The 23,779-nt window shown below is 62.6% G+C and carries 22 protein-coding genes; 13 read left to right on the forward strand and 9 right to left on the reverse strand.

Translation table 11 applies throughout. The features are described 5' to 3' along the window. The first annotated feature begins 8 nt into the window (after positions 1–8). The 4 genes from CTR2_RS19650 to CTR2_RS19665 all read left to right on the forward strand — a co-directional run bounded on the left by CTR2_RS19650 (position 9) and on the right by CTR2_RS19665 (position 3,013). On the forward strand, positions 9–713 hold the full coding sequence (locus CTR2_RS19650; protein WP_003053210.1) for a succinate dehydrogenase iron-sulfur subunit: 705 nt from the start codon (positions 9–11) through the stop codon (positions 711–713). Beyond that, complete coding sequence (locus tag CTR2_RS19655) at positions 713–1,006, forward strand: FAD assembly factor SdhE (RefSeq protein ID WP_003053208.1); 294 nt, start codon at positions 713–715, stop codon at positions 1,004–1,006. Before CTR2_RS19650 ends, CTR2_RS19655 begins: the two co-directional genes overlap by 1 nt. A 30-nt stretch (positions 1,007–1,036) precedes the next feature. Next, positions 1,037–2,347: a citrate synthase gene (locus tag CTR2_RS19660; RefSeq protein WP_003063579.1), complete on the forward strand. Its 1,311-nt coding sequence runs from the start codon at positions 1,037–1,039 to the stop codon at positions 2,345–2,347. A 261-nt stretch (positions 2,348–2,608) separates the two neighbouring features. After that, entirely contained in the window at positions 2,609–3,013 is a 405-nt protein-coding gene (locus CTR2_RS19665; protein WP_254913245.1) for a nuclear transport factor 2 family protein, read from the forward strand. 24 nt (positions 3,014–3,037) lie between these two features. On the opposite strand, the gene CTR2_RS19670 is transcribed toward CTR2_RS19665, so the two are convergent. Continuing rightward, a complete protein-coding gene (locus tag CTR2_RS19670) occupies positions 3,038–4,033 on the reverse strand; it encodes a quinone oxidoreductase family protein (RefSeq protein ID WP_087081697.1) in 996 nt (331 codons plus the stop codon). Positions 4,034–4,158: 125 nt separating this feature from the next. Between CTR2_RS19670 and CTR2_RS19675 the strand changes: the two genes are divergently transcribed. The 3 genes from CTR2_RS19675 (at position 4,159) to CTR2_RS19685 (ending at position 11,243) form a co-directional block, all read left to right on the forward strand. Next, complete coding sequence (locus tag CTR2_RS19675) at positions 4,159–5,454, forward strand: DEAD/DEAH box helicase (protein WP_087081695.1); 1,296 nt, start codon at positions 4,159–4,161, stop codon at positions 5,452–5,454. 363 nt (positions 5,455–5,817) lie between these two features. After that, positions 5,818–6,339, forward strand: a complete 522-nt coding sequence (locus tag CTR2_RS19680; protein WP_087081693.1) for a hypothetical protein — start codon at positions 5,818–5,820, stop codon at positions 6,337–6,339. A 107-nt stretch (positions 6,340–6,446) separates the two neighbouring features. Beyond that, positions 6,447–11,243 carry a DUF3320 domain-containing protein gene (locus CTR2_RS19685; RefSeq protein ID WP_087081691.1) on the forward strand — a complete coding sequence of 1,599 codons (4,797 nt, stop codon included), beginning with the start codon at positions 6,447–6,449 and terminating at the stop codon, positions 11,241–11,243. Positions 11,244–11,334: 91 nt separating this feature from the next. On the opposite strand, the gene CTR2_RS19690 is transcribed toward CTR2_RS19685, so the two are convergent. Beyond that, positions 11,335–11,844: a hypothetical protein gene (locus CTR2_RS19690; protein ID WP_003063591.1), complete on the reverse strand. Its 510-nt coding sequence runs from the start codon at positions 11,842–11,844 to the stop codon at positions 11,335–11,337. Positions 11,845–11,997: 153 nt separating this feature from the next. On the opposite strand from CTR2_RS19690, the gene CTR2_RS19695 reads away from it, so the two are divergent. Further along, entirely contained in the window at positions 11,998–12,453 is a 456-nt protein-coding gene (locus CTR2_RS19695) for a helix-turn-helix domain-containing protein (RefSeq protein WP_087081689.1), read from the forward strand. Positions 12,454–12,501: 48 nt separating this feature from the next. On the opposite strand, the gene CTR2_RS19700 is transcribed toward CTR2_RS19695, so the two are convergent. After that, complete coding sequence (locus CTR2_RS19700) at positions 12,502–13,524, reverse strand: GlxA family transcriptional regulator (protein WP_087081687.1); 1,023 nt, start codon at positions 13,522–13,524, stop codon at positions 12,502–12,504. 149 nt (positions 13,525–13,673) lie between these two features. Here CTR2_RS19700 and CTR2_RS19705 point away from each other — a divergent pair, with 149 nt between their 5' ends. After that, a complete protein-coding gene (locus tag CTR2_RS19705) occupies positions 13,674–14,492 on the forward strand; it encodes a hypothetical protein (RefSeq protein WP_254913244.1) in 819 nt (272 codons plus the stop codon). Positions 14,493–14,537: 45 nt separating this feature from the next. Here the strand turns inward: CTR2_RS19705 and CTR2_RS19710 are convergent, their stop codons facing one another. From CTR2_RS19710 to CTR2_RS19720, 3 genes are all read right to left on the reverse strand, one after another. Further along, positions 14,538–15,155: a flavin reductase family protein gene (locus CTR2_RS19710; RefSeq protein WP_087081683.1), complete on the reverse strand. Its 618-nt coding sequence runs from the start codon at positions 15,153–15,155 to the stop codon at positions 14,538–14,540. Between the two features lie 288 nt (positions 15,156–15,443). Then, complete coding sequence (locus CTR2_RS19715) at positions 15,444–16,163, reverse strand: FadR/GntR family transcriptional regulator (RefSeq protein WP_087081679.1); 720 nt, start codon at positions 16,161–16,163, stop codon at positions 15,444–15,446. Positions 16,164–16,288: 125 nt separating this feature from the next. Further along, entirely contained in the window at positions 16,289–17,623 is a 1,335-nt protein-coding gene (locus CTR2_RS19720; protein WP_087081677.1) for an MFS transporter, read from the reverse strand. A 193-nt stretch (positions 17,624–17,816) separates the two neighbouring features. Between CTR2_RS19720 and CTR2_RS19725 the strand changes: the two genes are divergently transcribed. From CTR2_RS19725 to fghA, 3 genes are all read left to right on the forward strand, one after another. Further along, positions 17,817–18,374 (forward strand): ureidoglycolate lyase, encoded by a 558-nt coding sequence (locus CTR2_RS19725; RefSeq protein WP_087081675.1) that lies wholly within the window; start codon positions 17,817–17,819, stop codon positions 18,372–18,374. Positions 18,375–19,109: 735 nt separating this feature from the next. Beyond that, positions 19,110–20,231: an S-(hydroxymethyl)glutathione dehydrogenase/class III alcohol dehydrogenase gene (locus tag CTR2_RS19730; RefSeq protein ID WP_087084503.1), complete on the forward strand. Its 1,122-nt coding sequence runs from the start codon at positions 19,110–19,112 to the stop codon at positions 20,229–20,231. Positions 20,232–20,522: 291 nt separating this feature from the next. Next, complete coding sequence (gene fghA / locus CTR2_RS19735) at positions 20,523–21,374, forward strand: S-formylglutathione hydrolase (RefSeq protein WP_087081673.1); 852 nt, start codon at positions 20,523–20,525, stop codon at positions 21,372–21,374. A 52-nt stretch (positions 21,375–21,426) separates the two neighbouring features. Here fghA and CTR2_RS19740 read toward each other — a convergent pair whose 3' ends face one another. Both CTR2_RS19740 and CTR2_RS19745 read right to left on the reverse strand, forming a co-directional pair. Continuing rightward, positions 21,427–22,416 carry a GGDEF domain-containing protein gene (locus CTR2_RS19740; protein WP_149356524.1) on the reverse strand — a complete coding sequence of 330 codons (990 nt, stop codon included), beginning with the start codon at positions 22,414–22,416 and terminating at the stop codon, positions 21,427–21,429. Positions 22,417–22,506: 90 nt separating this feature from the next. Continuing rightward, on the reverse strand, positions 22,507–22,782 hold the full coding sequence (locus CTR2_RS19745; protein ID WP_003074820.1) for a VF530 family protein: 276 nt from the start codon (positions 22,780–22,782) through the stop codon (positions 22,507–22,509). Between the two features lie 219 nt (positions 22,783–23,001). Here CTR2_RS19745 and CTR2_RS19750 point away from each other — a divergent pair, with 219 nt between their 5' ends. After that, positions 23,002–23,358 carry a cupin domain-containing protein gene (locus tag CTR2_RS19750; protein ID WP_087081671.1) on the forward strand — a complete coding sequence of 119 codons (357 nt, stop codon included), beginning with the start codon at positions 23,002–23,004 and terminating at the stop codon, positions 23,356–23,358. A 44-nt stretch (positions 23,359–23,402) separates the two neighbouring features. On the opposite strand, the gene CTR2_RS19755 is transcribed toward CTR2_RS19750, so the two are convergent. Then, positions 23,403–23,702 carry a putative quinol monooxygenase gene (locus CTR2_RS19755; RefSeq protein ID WP_087081669.1) on the reverse strand — a complete coding sequence of 100 codons (300 nt, stop codon included), beginning with the start codon at positions 23,700–23,702 and terminating at the stop codon, positions 23,403–23,405. Positions 23,703–23,779: the final 77 nt, after the last annotated feature.

Here is a 23,779-nt window from a genome sequence, read left to right on the forward strand (position 1 = left end):
AGATCAAAATGAAGCGCACATTCAAAATCTACCGCTACGATCCGGACAAAGACGCCAAGCCCTACATGCAAACCGTGCAAGTGGAGCTGGACGGTCACGAGCGCATGCTGCTGGACGCCCTGGTCAAGCTCAAGGCCATGGACCCCTCCATTGCCTTCCGCCGTTCCTGCCGTGAAGGCGTGTGCGGCTCCGACGCGATGAACATCAACGGCAAGAACGGTCTGGCCTGCCTGACGAACATGAACACCCTCAAGGGCGACATCGTTCTCAAGCCCCTGCCCGGCCTGCCCGTCATCCGCGATCTGATCGTGGACATGACCCAGTTCTTCAAGCAGTACCACTCGATCAAGCCCTACCTGCAAAGCGATGTCTACGCATCGCCCAGCAAGGAGCGCCTGCAGTCGCCCGAAGAGCGCGAAGAGCTCAACGGCCTGTACGAGTGCATTCTGTGCGCCAGCTGCTCCACCAGCTGCCCCTCGTTCTGGTGGAACCCCGACAAGTTCGTGGGCCCGGCCGGTCTGCTGCAGGCTTACCGCTTCATCGCGGACAGCCGCGACACAGCCACGGGCGAGCGCCTTGACAATCTGGAAGATCCTTACCGCCTCTTCCGCTGCCACACCATCATGAACTGCGTGGACGTGTGCCCCAAGCACCTGAACCCCACCGCAGCCATTGGCAAGATCAAGGAGCTGATGGTTCGTCGAACCGTCTGATGCTGATGACGAATACTCTGCTCGACGAACGTGAGCGCGACCTGCTGAGGTGGCGCAGCCGCCGTGGTCTGGTTGAGAACGATCTGTTCATCGAGCAGTTCTTCGCCACCTACGGAAGCCAGCTCACGCGGAGACACGCGACTGGCCTGTCTGCCTTGATGGATCTGGCAGACAACGACCTGATGGATCTTTTCTTGCGTCGCAAGGAACCTGAAGGACAACTCGATACCCAAGAAGTCAGGGAAGTGCTGGAGATGGTGCGCAAGCGCCAGCCCGGTAACTGTCCCCAGTAGGCTAGGCAAACTAGAGAAGGAAGTTTGGAAATGAAACTCGCTGACAACAAAGCAACGCTGTCTTTCAGCAATGGCGCTCCCAGTGTGGAAATGCCGGTGTACCAGGGCAATATCGGCCCGGATGTAATCGACATCCGCAAGCTCTATGCCCAGACTGGCATGTTCACGTATGACCCGGGCTTCCTCTCTACCGCCGCCTGCCAATCCGCCATCACCTACATCGATGGCGACAAGGGCGAGCTGCTGTACCGCGGCTACCCCATCGAACAACTGGCCAAGAACTGCAACTTCCTGGAAACCTGCTACCTGCTGCTGTACGGGGAACTGCCCAACGAGAAGGAAAAGGCCAACTTCGAAGAGCTGGTGACCAAGCACACCATGGTCAACGAGCAGATGCAGTTCTTCCTGCGCGGCTTCCGTCGTGATGCTCACCCCATGGCCGTGCTGACCGGTCTGGTGGGCGGCATGTCGGCCTTCTACCACGACAGCACCGACATCACCAACCCCGAGCACCGCAACATCGCTGCGATCCGCCTGATCGCCAAGATGCCTACTCTGGTCGCCATGGCATACAAGTACGGTATGGGCCAGCCCTACATGTACCCCAAGAACGACCTGTCGTATGCCGGCAACTTCATGCGCATGATGTTCGGCAACCCCTGCGAAGAGTACAAGGTCAACCCCGTGGTTGAACGCGCTCTGGATCGCATCTTCATCCTGCACGCAGACCACGAGCAAAATGCCTCGACCTCCACCGTGCGTCTGTGCGGTTCTTCGGGCACCAACCCCTTCGCCGCTATCTCCGCTGGCGTGGCCTGCCTGTGGGGCCCTGCCCACGGCGGCGCCAACGAAGCCTGCCTGAACATGCTGGAAGGCATCCAGGCCAATGGCGGCATCGAAAAGGTCGGCGAGTTCATGGAACAGGTCAAGGACAAGACCAGCGGCGTGAAGCTGATGGGCTTTGGCCACCGCGTCTACAAGAACTACGACCCCCGCGCCAAGCTGATGCAGGAAACCTGCAACGAAATCCTGGCCGAACTGGGTCTGGAAAACGATCCCCTGTTCGCCCTGGCCAAGAAGCTGGAAAAGATTGCCCTGGAAGACGACTACTTCGTCCAGCGCAAGCTCTACCCCAACGTGGACTTCTACTCCGGCATCGTGCAGCGCGCCATCGGCATCCCCGTCAACCTGTTCACCGGCATCTTCGCTCTGGCCCGCACCGTGGGCTGGATCGCTCAGCTCAACGAACAAATGGCCGACCCCGAGTACAAGATCGGCCGTCCCCGCCAGCTGTTCACCGGCTCCGTGTCGCGCGACGTCAAGCCTATCGCTCAGCGTTGATCGGCACACCCAGGCCCGGATTGCCGGGCCTGATGGTGGCAAAAAGCCCGCAGACTGCAAAGTCCGCGGGCTTTTTTACGTGATCCCCCGATCTCAGCTTTGGTAAAACCATAGCTGGTTACGCAAGACACAGGTCGATTTCAAGTGTGAATCATCTCAGTATCCTTTGATACAAAGCGCTAGCCGCTATAGAAATTAATGAATCGGTCCAAGTCAGAAATGCGGAGCGAACCCGGAATCGGCTCTTCTATACTGGTCTTCATGCATGCACAACGACAACGCAATCTGGAGCTGGCCCATGCCGTGCTGGACTGGAACCAGCGCCACCTGAACCGCCACAAGACACTGAGCCGCGAGCAGGTCGCCGAGTGCTTTGCCGAGCAATTCGTGGTCGAGCCCAACGGCCGCCACTATGCGGCCAGCCTCGAGAGCTATCGCGAATTTCTCGAAGGCATGAAGCAGGACATGGAAGGCATTCGCTACGACATCCGGCACACCACGGCCGACGATGACTCCGTGGTCTTTTCCATGGATGTCTGCATCACCAAGGCCGATGGCAGCGCCCAGCACTTCGTCGCCATGCTGCTCATGCGTTTTGACGAGCACGAAAAAGTCAGCCTGTGGCACGAGGTCTATCTGCCACGCCCCCAAGCCGGCGCGCAGTAAGACCGCTACCGCTGATAGCCCCCGTCAAGGCACGAGCAAGATGGGCTGCTGGGCGCCATGCGCCTCCAGATGCCGGTGGGCCTGCGCCGCATCGGCCAGCGCAAACTCCTGCGGCTCGCCCATGCGGAAATGCTTTTTGCGCAGCGCCTCGAACAGGCGCGCGGCCATGGCATCGCGCTCCCTGGGCTTTTTGACGAAGTGAAACACCATGGGCCGGCACACGCTGTTCGACTTCGCGGCCAGACGCGCAATCTCCAGCGGCGGCACCGGGCCGGAAGACTGCCCGTACATCACCAACTGGCCGCCGATGCCAAGACTGGCCAGCGAGGCGTCGAAGCTGTCCTTGCCCACGCCGTCATAGGCCACATCCACGCCTTCGCCGCCGGTCAGCTGCTGCACACGCGCAGCCACATCCTGGGCGCCCGCACCGCGATAGCGGATCACCTCCACGCAGCCGGCCTGATCGGCCTTTTTTGCCGTGGCATCGCCGCCTGCCGTGCCGATCACCATGGCTCCGAGCTGCGTGGCCCACTGGCTCAGAATCTGTCCCATGCCGCCACCGGCAGCCTGCACCAGAATCCGCGAACCGTGGCTTACCCTGGCCACCCGGTGCAGCAACACATCGGCCGTCAGTCCACGCAGCAGGCTGGATGCGACCAGCGCATCGCTCAGGTCATCGGGCACGGCAATCAGCTCGTCGTCCGCGATCACGCGCTCGGCGGCGTAGATGGCATAGGCGCCAGAGACATAGCAGACCCGGTCGCCGGGCCTGAAGCGAGTCACGCCCTCTCCCACTTCTGCCACCACCCCCACGGCTTCGATGCCGGGCGTGCCTGGCAGCGCCAGCGTCTTGTAAAGCCCGGAGCGCACATAGATATCGTGAAAATTCACACCAATACGCGTGTGCTGCACGCGTATCTGACCGGCCGCCAGCGGCGGCGAAGCGACCGAGGCGATCTTCAGGACCTCGGGGCCTCCGTACTCCGTCATGACAATGGCTTGATGCGTGGCCTGAATCATGGTTTGCGCTCCTTTATGGTTGGAATCCTCCGAATGTAGCCTGCCGCCGCACTTGTCCCTGCGCCCCGCTGCGACGCGGCAATTCCCGCACAATGCGCCTCCTGCACACCGCTATTGATTCTTCTATGTCTTTTGCCCCCCTAGGCCTGCGCGCCGAGCTTCTGGATGCCACACTCGATCTGGGTCTGCGCGACGCGACGCCGATTCAGACCGAGGCCATCCCCGCCGTGCTGGCCGGACGCGACCTCTGGGCCTGTGCGCCCACGGGCTCGGGCAAGACCATGGCCTATCTGCTGCCCCTGCTGCAGGCCTGGCTGGCGCAAAAGCGCGGCCACACCGGCTTTGTCCGGCCGCTGGCCACCTTGATTCTGGTGCCCACGCGCGAACTGGCCCTGCAGGTTCATGAAAGCCTGAGCGACATCACACGCCAACTGCGTGAGCAACCACGCAGCCGCGTGGTCTATGGCGGTGTCTCCATCAACCCGCAGATGATGCAGCTGCGTGGCAGCGCCGACTTTCTGGTCGCCACGCCGGGCCGCCTGCTGGATCTGGTGGAGCACAATGCCGTGCGCCTGAACGCGGTGCAGCATCTGGTTCTGGACGAGGCGGATCGCCTGCTGGACCAGGGCTTTGCCGAAGAACTCAACCGCGTGCTGGCCCTGCTGCCCGCCAAACGCCAGACCCTGCTGTTCTCTGCCACCTTCCCGCAGAACGTGGAGGCGCTGGCTACCCGCCTGCTGCACGACCCCGTTCGCGTACAGGTCGATACCGACCAGGCCGCCGAGCATTCGACCAGCCCCGAGAACATCAGCCAGCGCGCCATTGCCGTGGACAGCACCCGCCGCACCCAGCTGCTGCGCCAGCTCGCCAAGGAAGGCGAGAACCAGCCCGAATGGGAGCGAGCCCTGGTCTTTGTCGCCAAGCGCCACACCGCCGAAATGCTGGCCGACAAGCTCTACAAGGCTGGCATCTACGCCACCACCTTCCACGGCGATATGAGCCAAGGGGCGCGCAAGGACGTGCTCGACCAGTTCAAGGCCAAGCGCTGGCAACTGCTCATCACCACCGACCTGGCCGCGCGCGGCATCGACATCGCACAGCTGCCCACGGTCATCAACTACGACCTGCCCCGCTCGCCCGCCGACTATATTCATAGAATTGGCCGCACGGGTCGTGCAGGGCACGCTGGTTGCGCCATCACTTTTGTAAGCCCCGCCGACACCGCTCACTGGAAGCTGATCTGCAAGCGCAATCAGCTGGAGATCGATCTGGAGCAGATCCAGGGCTTCGAGCCTACCGAAGCCGTACCGCCACCGCCGGTCGCGCAGGACGGCAACGGCGGTATCAAGGGCCGCAGACCCAGCAAGAAGGACAAGCTGCGCGCGGCGACTGCGACCACAAAGCAGCAGCCAGCCGATTAAGCTGCCGCGCAAGGCCAAGGACTCCTTCGCCTCACCTCATCAAAAAGGCCGCCCCCGCGGCCTTTTGTGCGTCTGACAGAGAGCGCCTTCAACTAGGCCAGACGCAGCTTCCCCCCTCCTTCCGCTTTTTCGACAGAGAAATCTCCTAATTTTCATAAACTAAATTGAAATTTATTCACCAATAGACAAGAGCTATTCCTACGCCGCAAAACACGATAGTCGAAGACATTAGGAAACATGGTTTACATGAATTTTTTAAATAGAAATTGGTAAGCCTGGTCCCTTGCCATCGCTGCGAACGCGAGCCAAGGATGTCACTGACCTGTCTGCATGCGCCTGTGAAGCGATGCGGGAGGAACGGCAATGAAATCGTTGAAAGCACTGGCAGGATTGACCATCGTCATTGCCTGCTTCGCAGCCCAGGCCGATGAAGCCAACCAGTCTGCCGAGACCACTCAGCCCGCCGAGGTCAATCAGCCTGCCCAGGCCAGCCAGTCTGCGGGCGCATGGCATATCAACCTGCACACCGTCAGCCATCATTTCAGCGAACGGAAACACGGCAAAACATGGAACGAGGAAAACCTGGGTTTTGGTATCAGACGAGAGTTTTCCAGCGATTTCTCCGTGCAGGCCGGCTTCTATCGCAACAGCATCGACCGCTGGAGCACCTACGCCATAGGCGAGTACACGCCGCTGACTTTTGGCAATCTGCACTCTGGCGTTTATGCCGGCTTGCGCACCAACTACACAAGCCCCGTCATGGCGGCCGCCGGAGCCCTGGTGCGCTGGCAGGGTGAGCGTTACAGCGTTACGGTCCGCGCTGCACCGAAAACCTGCGGCCAATGCTCGGCGTTCATTGCGCTCGAGTTCGGCTGGAAACTGTGACCAATTTGTAAAACGGGTACGGAACCGCAGTGCACACATTGCCAATCAGCATCATCAGCACCAGGGAGCGCGCTAAAGTGCCAGCTCACTGTGCTTTTTGATGCCCCATGCACGCAGACTCGAATTCCGCCCTCATCACCCGCCAGCTCGAAAAAAGCCGCCAGGCGCTGCTGGACCTCTCCACACGCAACCGGCTGCTGAGCCTGCCTCAGGCCGCCACGGCACGCGTGCTGCATTTTGCGGATGAACGCACGGACGAAGTCTATCGCCTGCTGGCGGGCGAAAGTAAAGCCATGAGCTTTGCGCCGGCAAAGGCCGAGGAGGAGCAAGCGGCCGCAGACCCTGCAGAGGCCCAGGAGACACAAGCCACCCTCGCCCTGCCCCAGCCAGAGGAAAGCGTCGACGAGCAGCTCGATGCGCGCGGTGTGGCCCAGCGCCATCGTGACCTGAAATTGCAGACGCGCCTGTCCAGCGAGAAGCTGCAGCGCCGCCTGCTGGACATGTATTCCGATGCCCGCACCTTCATCGAGGAACAGGGCGTCAACATCTTGTTTCTGGCGCTGGGTCAGCTGCAATGGTTCGACCGCAATGCCCCCGACAAGCCGCGTTTTGCGCCGCTGATTCTCCTGCCCGTGGCACTGGAACGCAAAAGCGCGGCCGAGCGCTTCACCCTGTCCTCGTTGCAGGAAGATGCGGCGGAGAACCTGTCGCTGGCAGCCAAGCTCAAGGCCGACTTCGGCCTGGAGCTGCCCGAATTCAATGCCGGCGACGACTTCGATCCCCGCGCCTATCTGGCCGCGGTCGCCTCCATGGCTGCGGCCCAGCCCGGCTGGCAAGTGCTGCCCGACGCCATGACGCTGGGCTTTTTCAGCTTTGCCAAGTTCCTGATGTACCGCGATCTAGACACTGCGACCTGGCCGCCGGAAAAGCGGCTCGACCAGCAGGCGCTGATTGCCGCCGCTCTGCAGGACGGCTTCGAGGCACGCGAACATCTGTTCCCCGAAGACGCCGATGTGGACCAACTGATCCCCGTGGACAGCCAGCGCCATGTGGTCGATGCGGACAGCTCGCAGTCACTGGCCATCGAAGCCGTGCGCCGCGGCGAGAACCTGGTCATTCAAGGTCCGCCGGGCACGGGCAAGTCCCAGACCATCACCAACGTGATTGCGGCGGCGATTGCCGACGGCAAGAAAGTGCTGTTCATCTCCGAGAAGATGGCCGCGCTGGAGGTGGTGAACCGGCGCCTCAAATCCGTGGGCCTTGGGCCTGCCTGTCTGGAACTGCACAGCCACCATGCCAACAAGCGCAAGGTGCTGGAGGAACTCAAGGCCACGCGCGATCTGGGCAAGCCGCGTGTGGAGCACCGCGAACAAATCATCCATGAGCTGAGCAACGTGCAGCAGCAACTCAACTCGCACAGCCGGACCATGCATCAGGCGCTGGCGCCCTGCGCACTCACGCCCTACCAGATCCTGGGCCAGCTGGCGCGGCTCGATGCGGTGCAGATCGCGCATCTGCCCGATCTGCTGCAAGGCGCACAGAACTGGTCGCCCGAGGACTTTCATTCGCGCCAGCAGATTGCAGAAGCGCTGCGCCAGGCGATGTCCAAGGTGAGCCCGGTGGCCGGGCATCCGTGGCGCGGCGTATGCCATCCGGCGCTGCTCAAGCTGGATGCGCAACGCCTCGCCCAGCAACTGCCGACGCTGCAAGCAATGCTGGCCCGGTTGCAGCAGGATGGTGAGCTGCTGGCGCAATCCCTGGGCGCGCTTGCGGCACAAACCATTCAGACCCTGCATGAGCAGATCACGTTGGCACAGCAGCTCGCCAGTGCCCCGGCCATAGACCGGCAGGCTGCCGCCAACAGCATCTGGGATCAGGGCCTGGACCAGCTGCACAAGCTGGTGGAATGCGGTGCACGGTTCAGCCTGCAGGCACAGAACCTGCGCAGCAGCTTTGCCGAATCCGCCTGGACGGCGGACTGGAATGCTCCGCGCCAGAGCATCGCAGCACATGGCGACTCGCTGTTTCGCATTTTCAACAGCGGCTACCGCGCGGCGATTGCCAACCTCAAGGGCCAGCTCAAGACGACATTGCCGAGCTCGCATGCAGAGCGTCTGAACCTGCTCGACAGCCTGATAGAAGCCCAGCAACTGCGCCAGAGTCTGAGCCAGCAGCAGACCCTGGGAGCAAACGCCTTTGGCAGCCTGTGGCTGGGCGAGCAAAGCGACTGGGGCCACCTGCAGACGGTGCTGAACTGGATGGCCGGCCCCGACGGACACGGTCGCAGTGCGGCCTTTCGCCAGCTTTTTGCCCAGCTGCCATCGCCTGAACATTGCGCGGACCTGGCTGCCAAGGCCAGCGCGTCGCTGCAGACGTTCAAGGATGCTGCGCAAAGCTTGCTGGACAGCTACCGGCTCGATACGCAGGAAGCCTTTGGCGCTGCCGACCTGACCCGCATTCCGCTGGCCGACTTTGGCGAGCGCCTTGCGCAATGGATCGCCGAGCCCAGCGCCTTGCTGGACTGGACCTCGTACCACGCCACCCGCGAGCAGGCGCGCGCAGCTGGCATGGCCGCCCTGGTGCTGCAGCTCGAGAATGAATCCATTGTGCTAGATGCCCTGCCCGCCATCCTCGAGCGCGCTTATTACGAAGCGCTGCTGCGTCAGGCCACTCAGGCTCACCCCGAGCTGGTCGCTTTCAACGGCGATCAGCACAGCCAGAAGGTGCGCCAGTTCCGGGCGCTGGATCTGGAGCGCATCGAGCTCGCGCGCGCCCAGTCAGCACTCTCGCATTACGAGCAGGTGCCACGCAGCGCATCCGGCATGGGCCCGCTTGGCGTGCTCAATGGCGAGATTGCGCGCAAGCGCGGCCATATGCCGCTGCGCAAGCTGTTCAAGCTCGCAGGCGAAGCCGTCCAGGCCATCAAGCCGGTGTTCATGATGAGCCCGCTGTCCGTGGCCCAGTTTCTGGAACCTGGTGCGGTCGAGTTCGATCTGCTGGTGATTGACGAAGCCAGCCAGATCGAGCCCGTGGATGCGCTGGGCGCCATCGCCCGCTGCAAGCAGCTGGTGGTGGTGGGCGACGACCGCCAGCTGCCGCCCACGCGCTTTTTCTCGCGCATGACCAGCGAACCGGACGAGTTCGACGACGAGGACGAAAATGGGGACGCCAGCCAGCTCATCGCCGGAGCTGCCGATGTGGAGAGCATTCTGAGCCTGTGCCTGGCCAAGGGCATGCCCCAGCTCATGCTGCGCTGGCATTACCGCAGCCGCCACCAGTCGCTGATTGCAGTGTCCAACCAGCAGTTCTACAACAGCGGCCTTTACGTCGTGCCCAGCCCCTACACGGCCCGCTCGGGCATGGGGCTGCGCTTTCACCATCTGCCCGAAGGTCGCTTTGACAGCGGCGCCAGCCGCATCAATCGCGTCGAGGCCCAGACCATTGCGCGCGCCATCATGCAGCACGCACAGCAGTCGCCGCAGCTCAGCCTGGGCGTGGCCGCTTTCTCGCTGCAGCAGAAAGTCGCCATCCAGGACGAGCTGGAACTGCTGCGTCGCCAGCAGCCCGGGGCCGAGTCCTTTTTTGTCGCCCATCCCAACGAACCCTTCTTCATCAAGAACCTGGAAAACGTGCAGGGCGACGAGCGCGATGTGATCTTCATTTCGGTGGCCTATGCGCGCAACGCGCAGGGCTATCTGCCCATGCGCTTCGGCCCTGTGAGTGCCGATGGAGGCGAGCGCCGCCTGAACGTGCTGATCTCGCGCGCCAAGCAGCGCTGCGAGGTGTTTTCATCCATCACCGCCGACGATATCGATCTGGAACGCGGCAAGGGCAAGGGCGTGGCTGCGCTCAAGGTATTCCTGCAATACGCGGCCACCGGTCAATTGGCACTGGCCGGCATCAGCGGACGCGATCTGGAGTCCCCGCTCGAAGAAGATGTGTACGAAGCGCTGACGGCCCAGGGTCTGCAGGTGCAGACTCAGATCGGCATTGCGGGCTTTTTCATCGACCTGGCCGTGGTCGATCCCGAGCAGCCGGGCCGCTATCTGCTCGGCATCGAATGCGACGGCATGAGCTATCACCACAGCCGCAGCGCGCGCGACCGCGACCGCCTGCGCCAGTCGGTGCTGGAGAGCCAGGGCTGGACACTGCTGCGCATCTGGGGCTGCGACTGGTTCCGACAGCCGCGCGCCCAGACCGAGCGTGTCCTGGCCGCCGTCGAAGCTGCCAGGCAGCGCAAGGAGGCCGAACCAGTTCAGCCGGCAATGGCCACCCATCCGTCACAGACAGCCACAGAAGTCATAGAACGCGCAGCACGGTCCGATGCCGGAAGCGCCGAGACGGAATCAGTCGCCGGCCCTGACGACAGCCTCTATCAGGAAGCCCGCTTTGCCGTTCCCTCCGGAGAACTGCACAACCAATCCACCGCAAAGCTGGCCCAACTGATGCACCGGACAGTGGAGCTGGAAGGACCGATTCATTTCGACGAACTGGTCACCCGCATGCGTACGCTTTGGGGCCTGCAACGCGCCGGCAGCCGCGTGCGCGATGCGCTGGAACAGGCACGCCAATCGCTGCTGGCCGATGAGGCACTGGCCGCAGAGGGGGAGTTTCTCGACCTGCCGGGACGAGCGGTGCGGGTACGCAATCGCGCAGAGGTAGGCTCGGCCAATCTGCGCCGCATCGATTGCCTGCCGCCAGCCGAGATCCGTGCAGCGATTGCCCTGGCCCTCAGGAGCAGCCTGGGCGGCCAGCGCGATGAACTGCCCGCTGCGGTGGCCCGGCTGCTGGGCCTGAGCGCCGTCACCACGCCGGTACGCGAGCTGGTGCTGACGCAGCTCGATGCGCTGTATGGCAGCGGCGCCGTGGCATTCAACGGGACGCTGTATCGACTGCCGACCTGAGTCCTGAGTCCTGAGTCAGCAATGAAAACGCCCTGAAGAAATTCAGGGCGTTTTCATTGCGCAAGGCCGCATGCCCGCACCACACGCTCCGTCAGTGATCGTTGCTGACCTTGCGGTCCTCGCTCTTGGCCTCCTCCATGGCCTCGGGCTCCAGTTCCTCCGCCGAACGATTCAGGTGAACAAACACCCCCCAGCCGACCATGAGCATGCCGACTGCAATGACCAAGGCGGCGGAATACAGCAGCTTCTCGGGCTGCTCCTGGGCCTTGAAGGTCGCCACCAGTCCCTCGACGGCCAGGGCGACCACCAGCACCACCATAAAGCGTGAGAGAAAGCGACGCACCCTTGTCGGGCCGCTGATATGGGCGTCGCGCACCACCTCTTCTTCAATCACGGTCTGGGAAATCTGCAGAGCCACCACGCCTGAGGCCAGAATGCCCAGCGCCTCCACCACATGCAGCGTGGCCTCCGGCTCCAGGCCGGCAGCAATCACGGCCCAGGCCTTGGTGACAGCCATCCAGATCAGGCACAACGCCGCCAGGCCGAACAGCAGGGCAATCAGCGAATGGGTCAGGGTGTAGAGCCAGTGAACAAACTTCATGAGCAACTCCAGGACCGTGTTGACGATCCATCGCCGTCCATGCTTGCAGACTTGATCTGGCCGCTTCGTAGGACAGTCAAGAAAACTGCTGACTCAATGCAAAGAGCGCCCTGTTTGCCCTGAGCACTCCCCAAATCTGCCTACCATTGGCATATGCCTCGCCAGAACACCAGTCCCGCAGAGTTTCCGCCCGCCATTCTTTTGCAGATAACGCAGCTGGCCCAGCACATCGTGGCCCTGCGCAAGAGTCGAGGCGAAACACAGACGCAGTGGGCAGAGCGGCTGGGTATTTCCCAGCCCACCATGGCACGCATAGAGCGCGGCGACCCGGCGGTGGCCATGGCGACCTATGTGTCCTGCCTGTGGCAGCTCAATCCCGAGCTGGACCTGACCCGGTTGCTCGCCCCCAAGGCTCCAGCGCTGGCACCCGCATCCCGCTCGGATGCACCCTGCCTAGACAGGAAAAGAACTGTGGCACCAAAGAGGGCCAAGTCCACAGCCGAACCTGCCGTCGAGACCGCGAACCACGATGAGCAGCAGGCGCAGATCGAGCGCAATTTTGCGGCCGCCAAGGCCGCTCTGGATTTCTTCAAGAGCCCTCTGTTCTGATCGGCTGGCCGAAAAACCGGCTGCTTCCGACTGGATGCCGCGAGCGCATCAGTCTCCGAACCGCTCCCGATAAGCGACAGGTGTGATGCCCAGCTTGCGCACGAACAGATGTCGCAGCGCCTGCTCCGAGCCCAACCCGACCTTGGCGGCCACGGTCTTGAGGGGCAGAGAGCCCAGATTCTCCAGCAGCTGCTTGGCCCGCTCCAGGCGAGCGTTTTCCACAAAGCTGCTGGGACTGCAGCCGGTCTCCTGCTGAAAGACGCGGCGAAAATTGCGCTCGCTCATCGCCGCCTTGCCCGCCAGCAGCGCCAGCGGCATGGGCTGGTCCAGGTGCTCCAGCACCCACTGCTGGGCGGCCCGCACTGCGCTGTGCTGCGTGGCCTGTGCGGCCAGGGACACGCTGAACTGCGACTGGCCGCCCGGGCGTTTGAGATACATGACCAGATCGCGCGCCACCTGCAGTGCCAGCGCATGGCCGAAATCATGCTCCACCACCGCCAGCGCCAGATCAATGCCGGCAGTGACGCCGGCCGAAGTCCAGAGCTGACGCATGCCATCGCTGTCCTTGATTTCGTCGCACACATAGATCGCATCGGCATCCACCTGCACCCGCGGATAACGCTGGGCAAGCGCCCCGGCCACACTCCAGTGCGTGGCCGCGCGGCGATCATTGAGCAGACCGGCTGCTGCCAGAAAAAAACTGCCGCTGCACAGCGCGATCATGCGACCGACCCCGGGAGCCACTCGCGCCACCCAGTCCACCAGCTCGGGCGAAGCCGCCAGCACCTGCTCGATATGGCGCGCACCCACCAGCAGCACCGTGCACCCCGTGCCCTCGGCCTCGACCTGCGCCAGGGTATGGCTGGCCTGCAAGCCCATCAAAGTGTCCGAGGGAACCAGACCGGCCTGTGACGCCACCACCCGCACCACATATCCGTCAGGCAGGCCTTTCTGCCGCAGATGCACATTGGCATAGTCAAACACGGACATGGGGCCTATGGCCTCCAGCGCCTTGAAGCCGGGGTAGACAACCAGATCGACGCGGTGGGCGCCAGCGTGATGGTGTTCCATACAAAAATCAGAGCAGTTCAAGCATATACAACCAGCGCTACAGGCACTTGCAGCGCACAAGCCTCGACTATACGCAAGCCCTCTCGGCAGCTAGTGCTGGCAGTCGCATCCACTGCTAAAGTCCGGGGCTTCTGTCCCTTTTTCCGCCCATGATTCCCGGACCTCTTTTTACCCTGCCCATGCTGTTGCTGCTGCTCGCCCCCCTGGTGGCAGCCGGCCTGAGCCTGTGGCTGCTGCTGCTCGGGCTGTTCTGGTGGCTGCGCCATAGGCACGCACCCGCCTCCGAGCGCCCGCCGTTCTGGCACTGGCCCGTCGTGGTGGTGGCGATATTGGCCCTGGCCGGCGATGTATGGGGCCTGGTGCTGGCGCGCAAGCTGGTGCAGATTGAAGAGGCCGTGACGCTGCGAGCCCACTATCGCGAAAGCCGACAGCGCTTTGTGCTGCCCGAGGACTTCCGGTATGGAGAGCAGCTATTCCCCCAGGGCACGCTGATCAACCGCTACGACGCCTTTGACAACGGCGAGCGCCAGCGACCGCTTGGTCTGCGAGGCCTGAGTGCGGCGCGCTTTACGCAGCCGGTGCAGATCGCAGGTGCCTGGGTCAGCGCCATCGGCAACCACACGGTGGAGCTGGCCCGCGACCAGCGACTCGGCCCGGTGTTCCACTTCGATCCCGATGCGAAGCCGGGTTATGGCGCCTGGGTGATCGACCCGAAGCGCGCCTATCTGGAATGCCGCAAGGGCGATGTCGCCAGCCTGCATGTGCCCTTGATCGACTACGACATTCAGGCCGAGTTTCTGGTCGGAGCCCCCGACGGCCCCGAGGCGCGCTACCGCCCCAGTCAATGGGGGTTCATCGATTGCCAGGAGGGCAAGCCCGCCATTGAGGTGCAGCCGGCCTATGACGGCCCGGCACCACCAGGCGCACATCTGCCGGTATGGGGGACGCTGATACCGAATGAGGATTGAGCTGGAGACGCTAGGCTCGCCGGTGCTCTCTGCGCGGCCAGGCTACTAGGGACGATGCATGCGGAACTTCTGCTCATCGCCAATCGAGAAATAGTCTGCGGGCCCCCCCGCGCGCAGAATCACCCCGGCACTGGCCGTCTCAAACACACCGTCCTTGAGCAGCCGACGGTCAATGTAGACCTTTACCACCTCCCCAAGCACGAGCCAGGATGGAATCGACTCGTGGCTCGCGGTACGCAACTGGTGGATGTCGGTCAATCGGCATTCGAAGCTCACCGGGCTCTGTGCGACTCTGGGCACCCGTATCAGTTCCGAATCCGCGGCTTCCAGCCCTGCCAGCTCGAACTCATTCACCTCCGCAGGTACGGCGGCACAGGTCTGGTTCATGGCATCGGCCAGCTCACGCGTGGCCAGATTCCACGCGAACTCGCCCGTTTCCTGGATATTGCGCACCGTATCTTTCCAGCCGATGCTGGAAAATCCGATGATGGGGGGGATGTAGTTGAAGGCGTTAAAGAAGCTGTAGGGTGCCAGATTGACCTGCCCGCTCGCGCTCCTGCTCGAAATCCATCCTATGGGTCGCGGGCCGACGATGGCGTTGAAGGGATCATGCGGCAGTCCGTGCCCTTTGCGGGGCTCATAGGTATGCGAGTCAGTTTTCATCGCTGGTGTTTCTAGCGTCTGGCCTGTCGGGAAGTGCCCAACTGCGTTCTTGGGCAATAGTGCAAGTCTAATGGCGCGCTGGAGGAGTTCAGGCTGCGGGGGGACCGAACCCGTCGCTACAGCCGCCTCGCACTGGTAATGTGCTCGCGCCTCAGCACAAACGATGAGCGCCTGTTTTTGCGCAGAAAATCCGTCCTTTGAAACGGGAAACCAGCGCCTACCCCGAGCAAGCAGTCGCTCCTGCGGCTGCACGTGGCAGTCTACGCAGCTCCAGCCAGCTTTCTTTGACTACAGACCGGTTGGAAAGTGCACGCCAGCGCGCTGGGCAGCCTGCACGATGTGCGCTGCCATGGCCTGCTGTGCCAGCTCCGGCCGGCCCTGGGCCAGACCGTCGATGATGGCCGCATGCTCCTCGCAGGTTGCATGGCGCGCACCACGCTTGTAGAACGGAAGGCGCTGGCTCTCTTGCATGACTTCGCCGCTGCCGCGCAGCACGTCTGCAATCGCGTGATTGCCCGAGATGGTGGCGATCTGCATGTGGAAATCGAAATCCAGGTGGCTGGCCTGCAGGAAGTCCGAGGCATCTATGCATTGCTGCATGCCCTGCAGATTGGCCTGCAGCAACGTCAGGTCTTCAGGCTGCACCACCAGGGCCGCAAGGCGCGCCGCAAATCCTTCCAACGCGAAGCGCAACTGATAGACATCGGTGAGCGCATGCGAATCGGCAAAGCGCCAGGCCTCGCTGGCTGGCGCCTCGGGTGCCTCGGTCACATACATGCCCTTGCCGGGCCTCGCTACGACCAGCCCCAGCCCCTGAAGCGTCGACAAGGCCTCGCGCAATGACGTCCGGCTGATGCCCAGCTGTTCCGATAGATCGCGCTGCGAGGGTAGAAGCGAGCCTACCGGATAGGTGCCGGCTTCGATCCAGTCCCGGATCAAGCGGGCGGCCTGGCTGGCAACGGCGACATTGGAGGAGACAGAGGGTTCCATTCGGAGGTAATCGTTCATCGCAAAAAGGGGTTGCGCGCCATCTTAACGACTGCGCAGCACATCCCGCCTCGAACACCGCCCCTGACACCGCTCCAGACCACACTACGGCAGTGCTTCCGGGCGGTGCCTGCCGCGATGCGAGGCTATTTGTTGACCAGCTTAGCCGGCACGGTATAGGTCAGAAAGGCGCCGAACAGCAGCACGCCAGCCAGCACGAACATGGCCGCATTGGTGCTCTGGGTCGCATCCTTGATCAGGCCAATCATGTAAGGGCTGATGAAGCCAGCCAGATTGGCGAAGGAGTTGATCAGCGCAATACCTGCTGCCGCCCCTGCGCTGGACAGGATGGCCGTGGGCAGGCTCCAGAACAGCGGCGAAGTTGCAAGGCTGCCGCCCGCAGCCAGCGCCAGCGCCGCTAGGGACAGATAGACATTGCCGCTGAAAACGGCTGACAGCATCAGCCCCAGCGCACCCACGCAGAACGGCACGATCAGATGCCAGCGGCGCTCGCGCATGCGGTCCGAGCTGCGGCTGACCAGGTTCATGGACACTACGGCCACCGAGAACGGTACGGCCGTCAGCAGGCCGATCTGGAAAGCACCTTCCACGCCCGACTGGCGGATCAGCGAGGGCAGCCAGAAGGTCAGGCCGTACTGGCCCATCACCGTGCAAAAGCAGATCATGGCCATCTTGATGATGCGCGGATCGGCGAACAGCGCGCGCAGCGTCATGTGGCTGTCGGCCTTGCTGGCGTTCTCGCGGGCGATGTTGCGCTCGAGCAGCGTCTTCTCCGATTCACTGAGCCAGTTCGCGCTGCGGATGTTGTTGTCCAGATACCAGAGCACGGCCAGGCCGAGCAACAGCGAGGGAACGGCCTCGATCAGGAACAGCCACTGCCAGCCGCGCAGACCAGCCACACCCTGCATCAGCTCCATGATGCCGCCCGACAGCGGCCCGCCCAGGATGCCCGAGACCGGGATTGCGCACATGAACAGCGCCACCATGCGTGCGCGTCGGTACGACGGAAACCAGTAGGTCATGTACAGGATCATGCCGGGGTAGAAGCCCGCCTCGGCCGCGCCCAACAGAAAGCGCAGCACATAGAACTGCGTGGGCGTGGTCACGAACATCATGGCTGCCGAGATCAGGCTCCACATGATCATGATGCGGGCAATTGTGGCCTTGGCGCCTATGCGGTGCATGAGCATGTTGCTCGGCACTTCGAAGAAGAAGTAGCCGATGAAGAACAATCCTGCACCGAGGCCGTACATGGCCTCGCTGAACTGCAGGTCCGCCAGCATGTGCAGCTTGGCAAAGCCCACGTTGACACGGTCCAGGTAGGCCGCCACGTAGCAGGCCATGATGAAGGGCAGCAGGCGCCAGGCGACCTTGCGGTAGACCGCGGCTTCTGCGGCGGTTTCGCCGGCCAGCGTTGCCGCCGGCGCAGCGGCGTCAGGGGTGGAGGAAAGGGATGACATCTTGGATCCTTGTTGGCGGTGGTTTTCGTAACTGGTATTACCGGTATGAATTAACGACCGCAACCATAATCAAGATCAAGACATTACGCACTCGCAATTACCCTAGCCAATCTTTCGAATTGCGATTTGACAAAGCCGCCGAGGCAAAACATACTGGTATTACCAGTTAGACCAAATCAAACAACGACCTTTTATGACCACTGTCCTGGCAACCACGCCCACCTCCGGCGGCGCCCCTGTCCTCCACCGCCTTAGCATTCAGCCCCTGACTGCCGAAGCCTTTGCCCGCTTTGGTGACGTGATCGAAAGTGCGGGACATACCCCCATACAGATCAACCATGGCATGACCGAGCGCTACCACGCACTGGCGCATGTGGACACAGGGGGCGCCGAAGGCCATGCGCTGATCAACCTGTTCCACGCTCTGCCTTACGAACTGCCGCTGCGGCTGGAGGAGATGGAGCGCCACCCGCTGGGCAGCCAGGCCTTCGTCCCCTTGCAGGAGACCCCTTTCATCGTCGTTGTTGCGGCTGCGGGCGATAGTGTGCAACCCTGCAACCTGCAGGCCTTCGTGACCAATGGCCGCCAGGGGGTGAACTACCACCGCGGCGTTTGGCATCACTCTCTGATCGCCCTAGAGTCCTCTGCACGTTTCATCGTTGTGGATCGCGGCGGTCCCGGCCACAACTGCGATGTGGTGGCCATTGGCGACGGCAGCGGCGTATTGCTGGAGCTGCCGGACGCCGGCTAAAGCCTCGGGAAGCGGCCCTATGGCCCTTCCTTACAGGCGTGATTACATCTACATGTTCACGCTTTTGATTCAAGAGCCCAATCGACGGGCTTTGTGGGATAGTCCGCCTCGGCCCAGGCACTTGCGCTCGCCACAAGCGTGCAGGCCAGAAACAAAGCTCTTTTCATGTTGTCTCCAAGTGATGTGGAAGCCGCGTCCCTCGCGAAACAGTGCGATCGCCGCACCATGCGCACAGCGCTCAAACACCAGATTGCCGCTGCTTCGATGAGGCAATCGCAAAGGACTGCTGCAACAAATTCTGTGAGGCAGCATTCATTTGCACAATCGACTAAATTTCATCAACAGATTTCCGCGAGGAATAAGTGAGCAAGCCGCTCTTGCCCGGGAAACGGGGTGGATGGAGCCTCGCTGGAAACAGCTCGTGACAGGGCGAAATTCGCTCTTTCTTCAAGCCATCATGTGGCCGCATAGAGTGGTCGAAGAGGCACCGCGACAAGAAAGCCGCTTGAGCTTGACCACTTGTGAGCCCTAGCAAACTCCTGGCGGGCCGCACTGCCCTGCCTCGTGCGCCATCAGCCCCTGACATTCGGCCAAAGAGCCGCCATCTGCGGCCATGAATTTCCACAGGGCGGCGGGATCGCCTACATTCACACTTCACACCCGGTGCGCCCGGCCAGGCCCAGACCCAGCCTCAGGCAGCCACCGCATCCTCAGCCTTCCAAGAAAGACCTGCCCATGAAATCCCGCGCCGCCGTAGCCTTCAAAGCCGGAGAACCCCTGCAAATCGTCGAGATCGACGTCGCGCCGCCCAAGGCTGGCGAGGTGCTGGTCAAGATCACCCATACCGGCGTCTGTCACACCGACGCCTTCACACTGAGCGGTGACGACCCCGAAGGCATCTTCCCCGCCGTGCTGGGCCACGAAGGCGCGGGCATCGTGGTGGAAGTGGGCGAAGGCGTGACCAGCGTCCAGCCCGGCGACCATGTGATTCCGCTGTACACCGCCGAATGCGGCGAATGCCTGTTCTGCAAGAGCGGCAAGACCAATCTGTGCGTGGCCGTGCGCGCCACCCAGGGCAAGGGCGTGATGCCCGACGGCACGACACGCTTCAGCTACAACGGCGAGCCCATCTATCACTACATGGGCTGCTCGACCTTCAGCGAATACACCGTGGTTGCCGCCGTCTCGCTGGCCAAGGTCAACCCCGATGCCAACCCCGAGCAGGTCTGCCTGCTGGGCTGCGGCGTGACCACCGGTCTGGGCGCGGTCAAGAACACCGCCAAGGTGCAGGAGGGCGACACCGTGGCCGTGTTCGGCCTGGGCGGCATCGGCCTGGCCGTGATCCAGGGTGCCAAGCTGGCCAAGGCCGGCCGCATCATCGCCGTCGACACCAACCCCGGCAAGTTCGACCTGGCCAGGACCTTCGGCGCCACCGACTGCGTGAATCCCAAGGACTTCGACAAGCCCATCCAGCAAGTGATCGTCGAGATGACGGGCTGGGGCGTGGATCACAGCTTCGAATGCATCGGCAATGTGGAGGTGATGCGCGCGGCACTGGAATGCGCCCATCGCGGCTGGGGCCAGTCGGTCATCATCGGCGTGGCCGGTGCCGGCCAGGAGATCAAGACCCGCCCCTTCCAGCTGGTGACCGGCCGCAAGTGGCTGGGTACGGCCTTTGGCGGCGTCAAGGGCCGCAGCGAGCTGCCCGGCATGGTGGAAGACGCCATGGCCGGCAAGATTCAGCTCGAACCCTTCGTCACCCACACCATGGGCCTGAAGCACATCAACGAAGCCTTCGAGCTGATGCACGAGGGCAAGTCGATCCGCTCGGTCGTCAACTACGCTGACGCTTCGTAACCCCCGAGGCGCTTCGCCTGGGCGGCCCCGCGCCTTCCCCCTGGCCGGGCGCCCCTCTCTCTAAGCGCTGCGCGCTATGGGAGGGGGACGATGCCTTCGGCTGAGCGCCCCCCGCCGCGAGGCGGCTCTTGCTCGGCATCTCTGACCAGGGCTGTGCCAGTTTTTGATGCCTCGTCCTGCGCTTTTAATTTCATAGCTGCTTGCGCATGCTTTGATTCATATTTAGATATAAAACAGCTGCAAACGCTTGATTAACGAGCGCAAGCAGCTTTTCTTTTAGGAGTGACTGCCATGGAACTCAAAAACGCCCACGCCTGCTTTGGCGGCGCCCAGCGCTATTACGAACACCATAGTTCCGAGATCGGCCTCGCCATGAAGTTCTCGGTCTATCTGCCGCCCAAGGCCGTGATGGGCGAGAAGGTGCCGGCCCTGCTCTATCTGGCCGGCCTGACCTGTACCGAAGAAACCTTCATGATCAAGGCCGGAGCCCAGCGCCTAGCCTCCGAACTCAATATCGCCCTGATCTGCCCCGATACCAGCCCGCGCGGCGCGGGTCTGGCGGGCGAGGCCGACAGCTGGGACTTCGGCGTGGGCGCCGGTTTTTACCTGGACGCGACCACCAGGCCCTGGGCGCTGCACTGGCGCATGGAAAGCTACATCCTCAATGACCTGCTGCCCCTGGTCGGCAGCAAGCTGCCCGTGGACCTGCAGCGTCTGGGCATCTTCGGCCACAGCATGGGCGGCCACGGCGCGCTGACCCTGGCGCTGCGCCACCCCGGCCGGTTCAAGTCGGTCTCGGCCTTTGCACCGATTGCCAACCCGCTCAACTGCCCTTGGGGCCACAAGGCTTTCAGCGGCTATCTGGGCGAAGACAAGGCCGAATGGGCCAGGCATGACGCCAGCGAGCTGATGAGCACGCAAGCCTCTGCCCCCTACCCGGCAGGCATCCTCATCGACCAGGGTCTGGCCGACAAGTTCCTGATCGAAAAGCAATTGCTGCCCGAAGCCTTCGAAGCCGCCTGCGCGAAGGCCGACCAGCCGCTCACGCTGCGCCGGCATGCGGGCTACGACCATGGCTACTATTTCATCCAGAGCTTTGTCGACGATCATCTGCGCCACCATGCGCAGCAACTGGGCGCCTGATTCTTCGGGCCTGGTTCGGGCACCCAAGGGGGCTGGCCGCAGCTGTCACACCTCAAGCAATGCAGTGGTCCGCCTGGCCCCGATCCGCCACGACCGCCCGGTGCCCGCCCTGCAGCTTGGCGCTGTACAAGGCTTGATCGGCGCGGCGCATGATGTCCTCTAGGCTGCTGTCGGTCGGCATGAAATGCGCAATCCCGACGCTTAATGCAGGCACGGAGCTTCCCGTGGCATACCGCTGCAGCGCCTGCTGTCCGGCCTCCAACAGCTCCCGCGCCAAGCCGGAAACCTGGGCAATATGGCGATCGCAGCACAGAATGGCAAACTCGTCGCCGCCCAGGCGACAGAACACATCCTCGGGAGCCAGCAACCAGCGCACGGCAGCAGCCAGATCGCGCAATGCCTGGTCACCTGCAGGATGTCCCAGACCATCATTGATGGCTTTGAAGTGGTCTACATCAAAGCTCATGAGCCAAGCTGGCCGCCCCTGCAGCCTATGGGCCGCATAGGCTTGAGCCAGCTCGCGCATGAAACCCCGGCGATTGCACAGACCCGTCAACTCATCATTCAAGGCCTGCTCCTGCAACTGCTGCTGCATGCGCTTGCTGGCCGTGATGTTGCTGGCCACCCAGACCACGGCTCTCTCGCCCCAGAACAGCTCTCCCAAGGCACTGACGCGACCTTCAAACCAGATCGCCTCGGCAGGTCCTTCCAGGGGCAGACCCAGCACATCGTGCGCACTCAGCTCATACTCCACGACCTGCATCTTCTGGCTGCTCAGCGCCTCCTGAATCTGCTGTATGAACCACTGAGCCTTGACGGGAGCCAGCACATCGACGATGGATTGGCCGACCAGGGACGTTCCGTCATGGTAGTAGCGCTGGTCCTTGCCGCCCAGGACTGCCGCGTAACGCCCCGACTCCGTCAGGATGAAGGTCGGATCCGGCAAGCCGTTGCAAATGTTTTCGTACTGGCTGGCTGTGAAGAATGTGGTGTCTGACATGAGCACAAGCGAAGCGGGAACGACAAATTCTCGCAGAATCATTTTTTCACCTGCCACCAGCACAGCTGGGTGTATCCACAAGCAAGAAAACCGCCTGACGGCGGTTTCTCCTTGATGCGGTCCGGCGCCGGATCAGTCCTCGGACCGCTCGGTTCTCCTCGCGCGCCGCTGCTGCTCGCGCTCATCGGCACGCTGGGTCTGCACATACAGCTGCTCCACCTGTTCGCGCGCCCAGGGCGTCTTGCGCAAAAATTTCAGGCTCGAAGAGATGCTGGGATCCAGATTGAAGCAGCGCACGGGCACGCGGCGCCCCAGCTCACGCCAGCCGTAGTAATCCACCAGATCGGTAACGATGCGCTCAAGCGTCAGCCCATGCAGCGGGTTGCGCGGTTGTTCTTGGGAAGTCATTCGCGCATTGTCGGGGAATCGCCCGGCAGAGACAGCCCCGGGGACAAGATCCGCTCTGTCCGGGACAGCCTGTCCGGGACAGCTTGCGCAGCCGGGCGCCACGCCAATGACATGGGTTTGGCTTTCCTGTGCGCCCGCAAGAGATCACACTTTTGGCAACCGGCCTGAGCGAAGACAGGTTCGCTTCAACGGCCGTGGAGAGGCGCGAAGGAGCAAAGAATGTCCAAGCAACAGCAAGTCCCCCAAACCAGGGGGGTGGCCGTGCAAATGCTGGCCACGCTCGACCTGGGCCCCGAGATCGAAGGCATGTCGGGGCGACAGCTTCGCATGCGCCTGGTGACCATGGCGCCGGGCGGCGTGTTCGGCCCGCTTCACGACCACAGGGACCGACCCGGCATGGTCTATATCCTCGAAGGCTGCATCACCGACCACAGAGATGGCGTGGCCACCGACTACGGCCCGGGCGTGGGCTGGCCCGAAGACAGGAACACAACGCACTGGCTGGAAAACCGTTGCGCCGTGACGGCAGTGGAAATATCGGTAGACATCATCAGGCTGCAGCAGACTTCAAACTAGGCGCGCTCACGCCAAGCCTCTTCATGCAAGCCTCTGCCGACAGTTCAGGTGGCGCGTGACGCCTGCACCTCGTAGAGCCGCAGGTCCCGCTGCCCGATTCCCAGCTCCGGCCAGGCGGCGCGCCAGGCCTGGATATGCGCCGATGCGAAATGTGCATCCAGCGCCGCCTGATCCTCCCACAGCTCCTTCACATGGATCAGCCCCGGCACCAGCACATCCTCGGCATAGCCGTACTCAAGACAGCCCGGCTCGGCGCGCGAGGCCTCCACCATGGCACGCATGGCGGGTCGGGCAAGGGCCAGGTTTTCGGATGGCAAATGCACCGTACCCACGATCAACAGCATGTCTTCTCCTCTTCAGCACAGGCAAACATCGTAGCAAGCAACGCTCACTCGCTCTGCCCGGGACGCAAAAAAGGGAG

The organism is Comamonas thiooxydans (assembly GCF_002157685.2).
GTDB classification, from domain to species: domain Bacteria; phylum Pseudomonadota; class Gammaproteobacteria; order Burkholderiales; family Burkholderiaceae_C; genus Comamonas; species Comamonas testosteroni_H.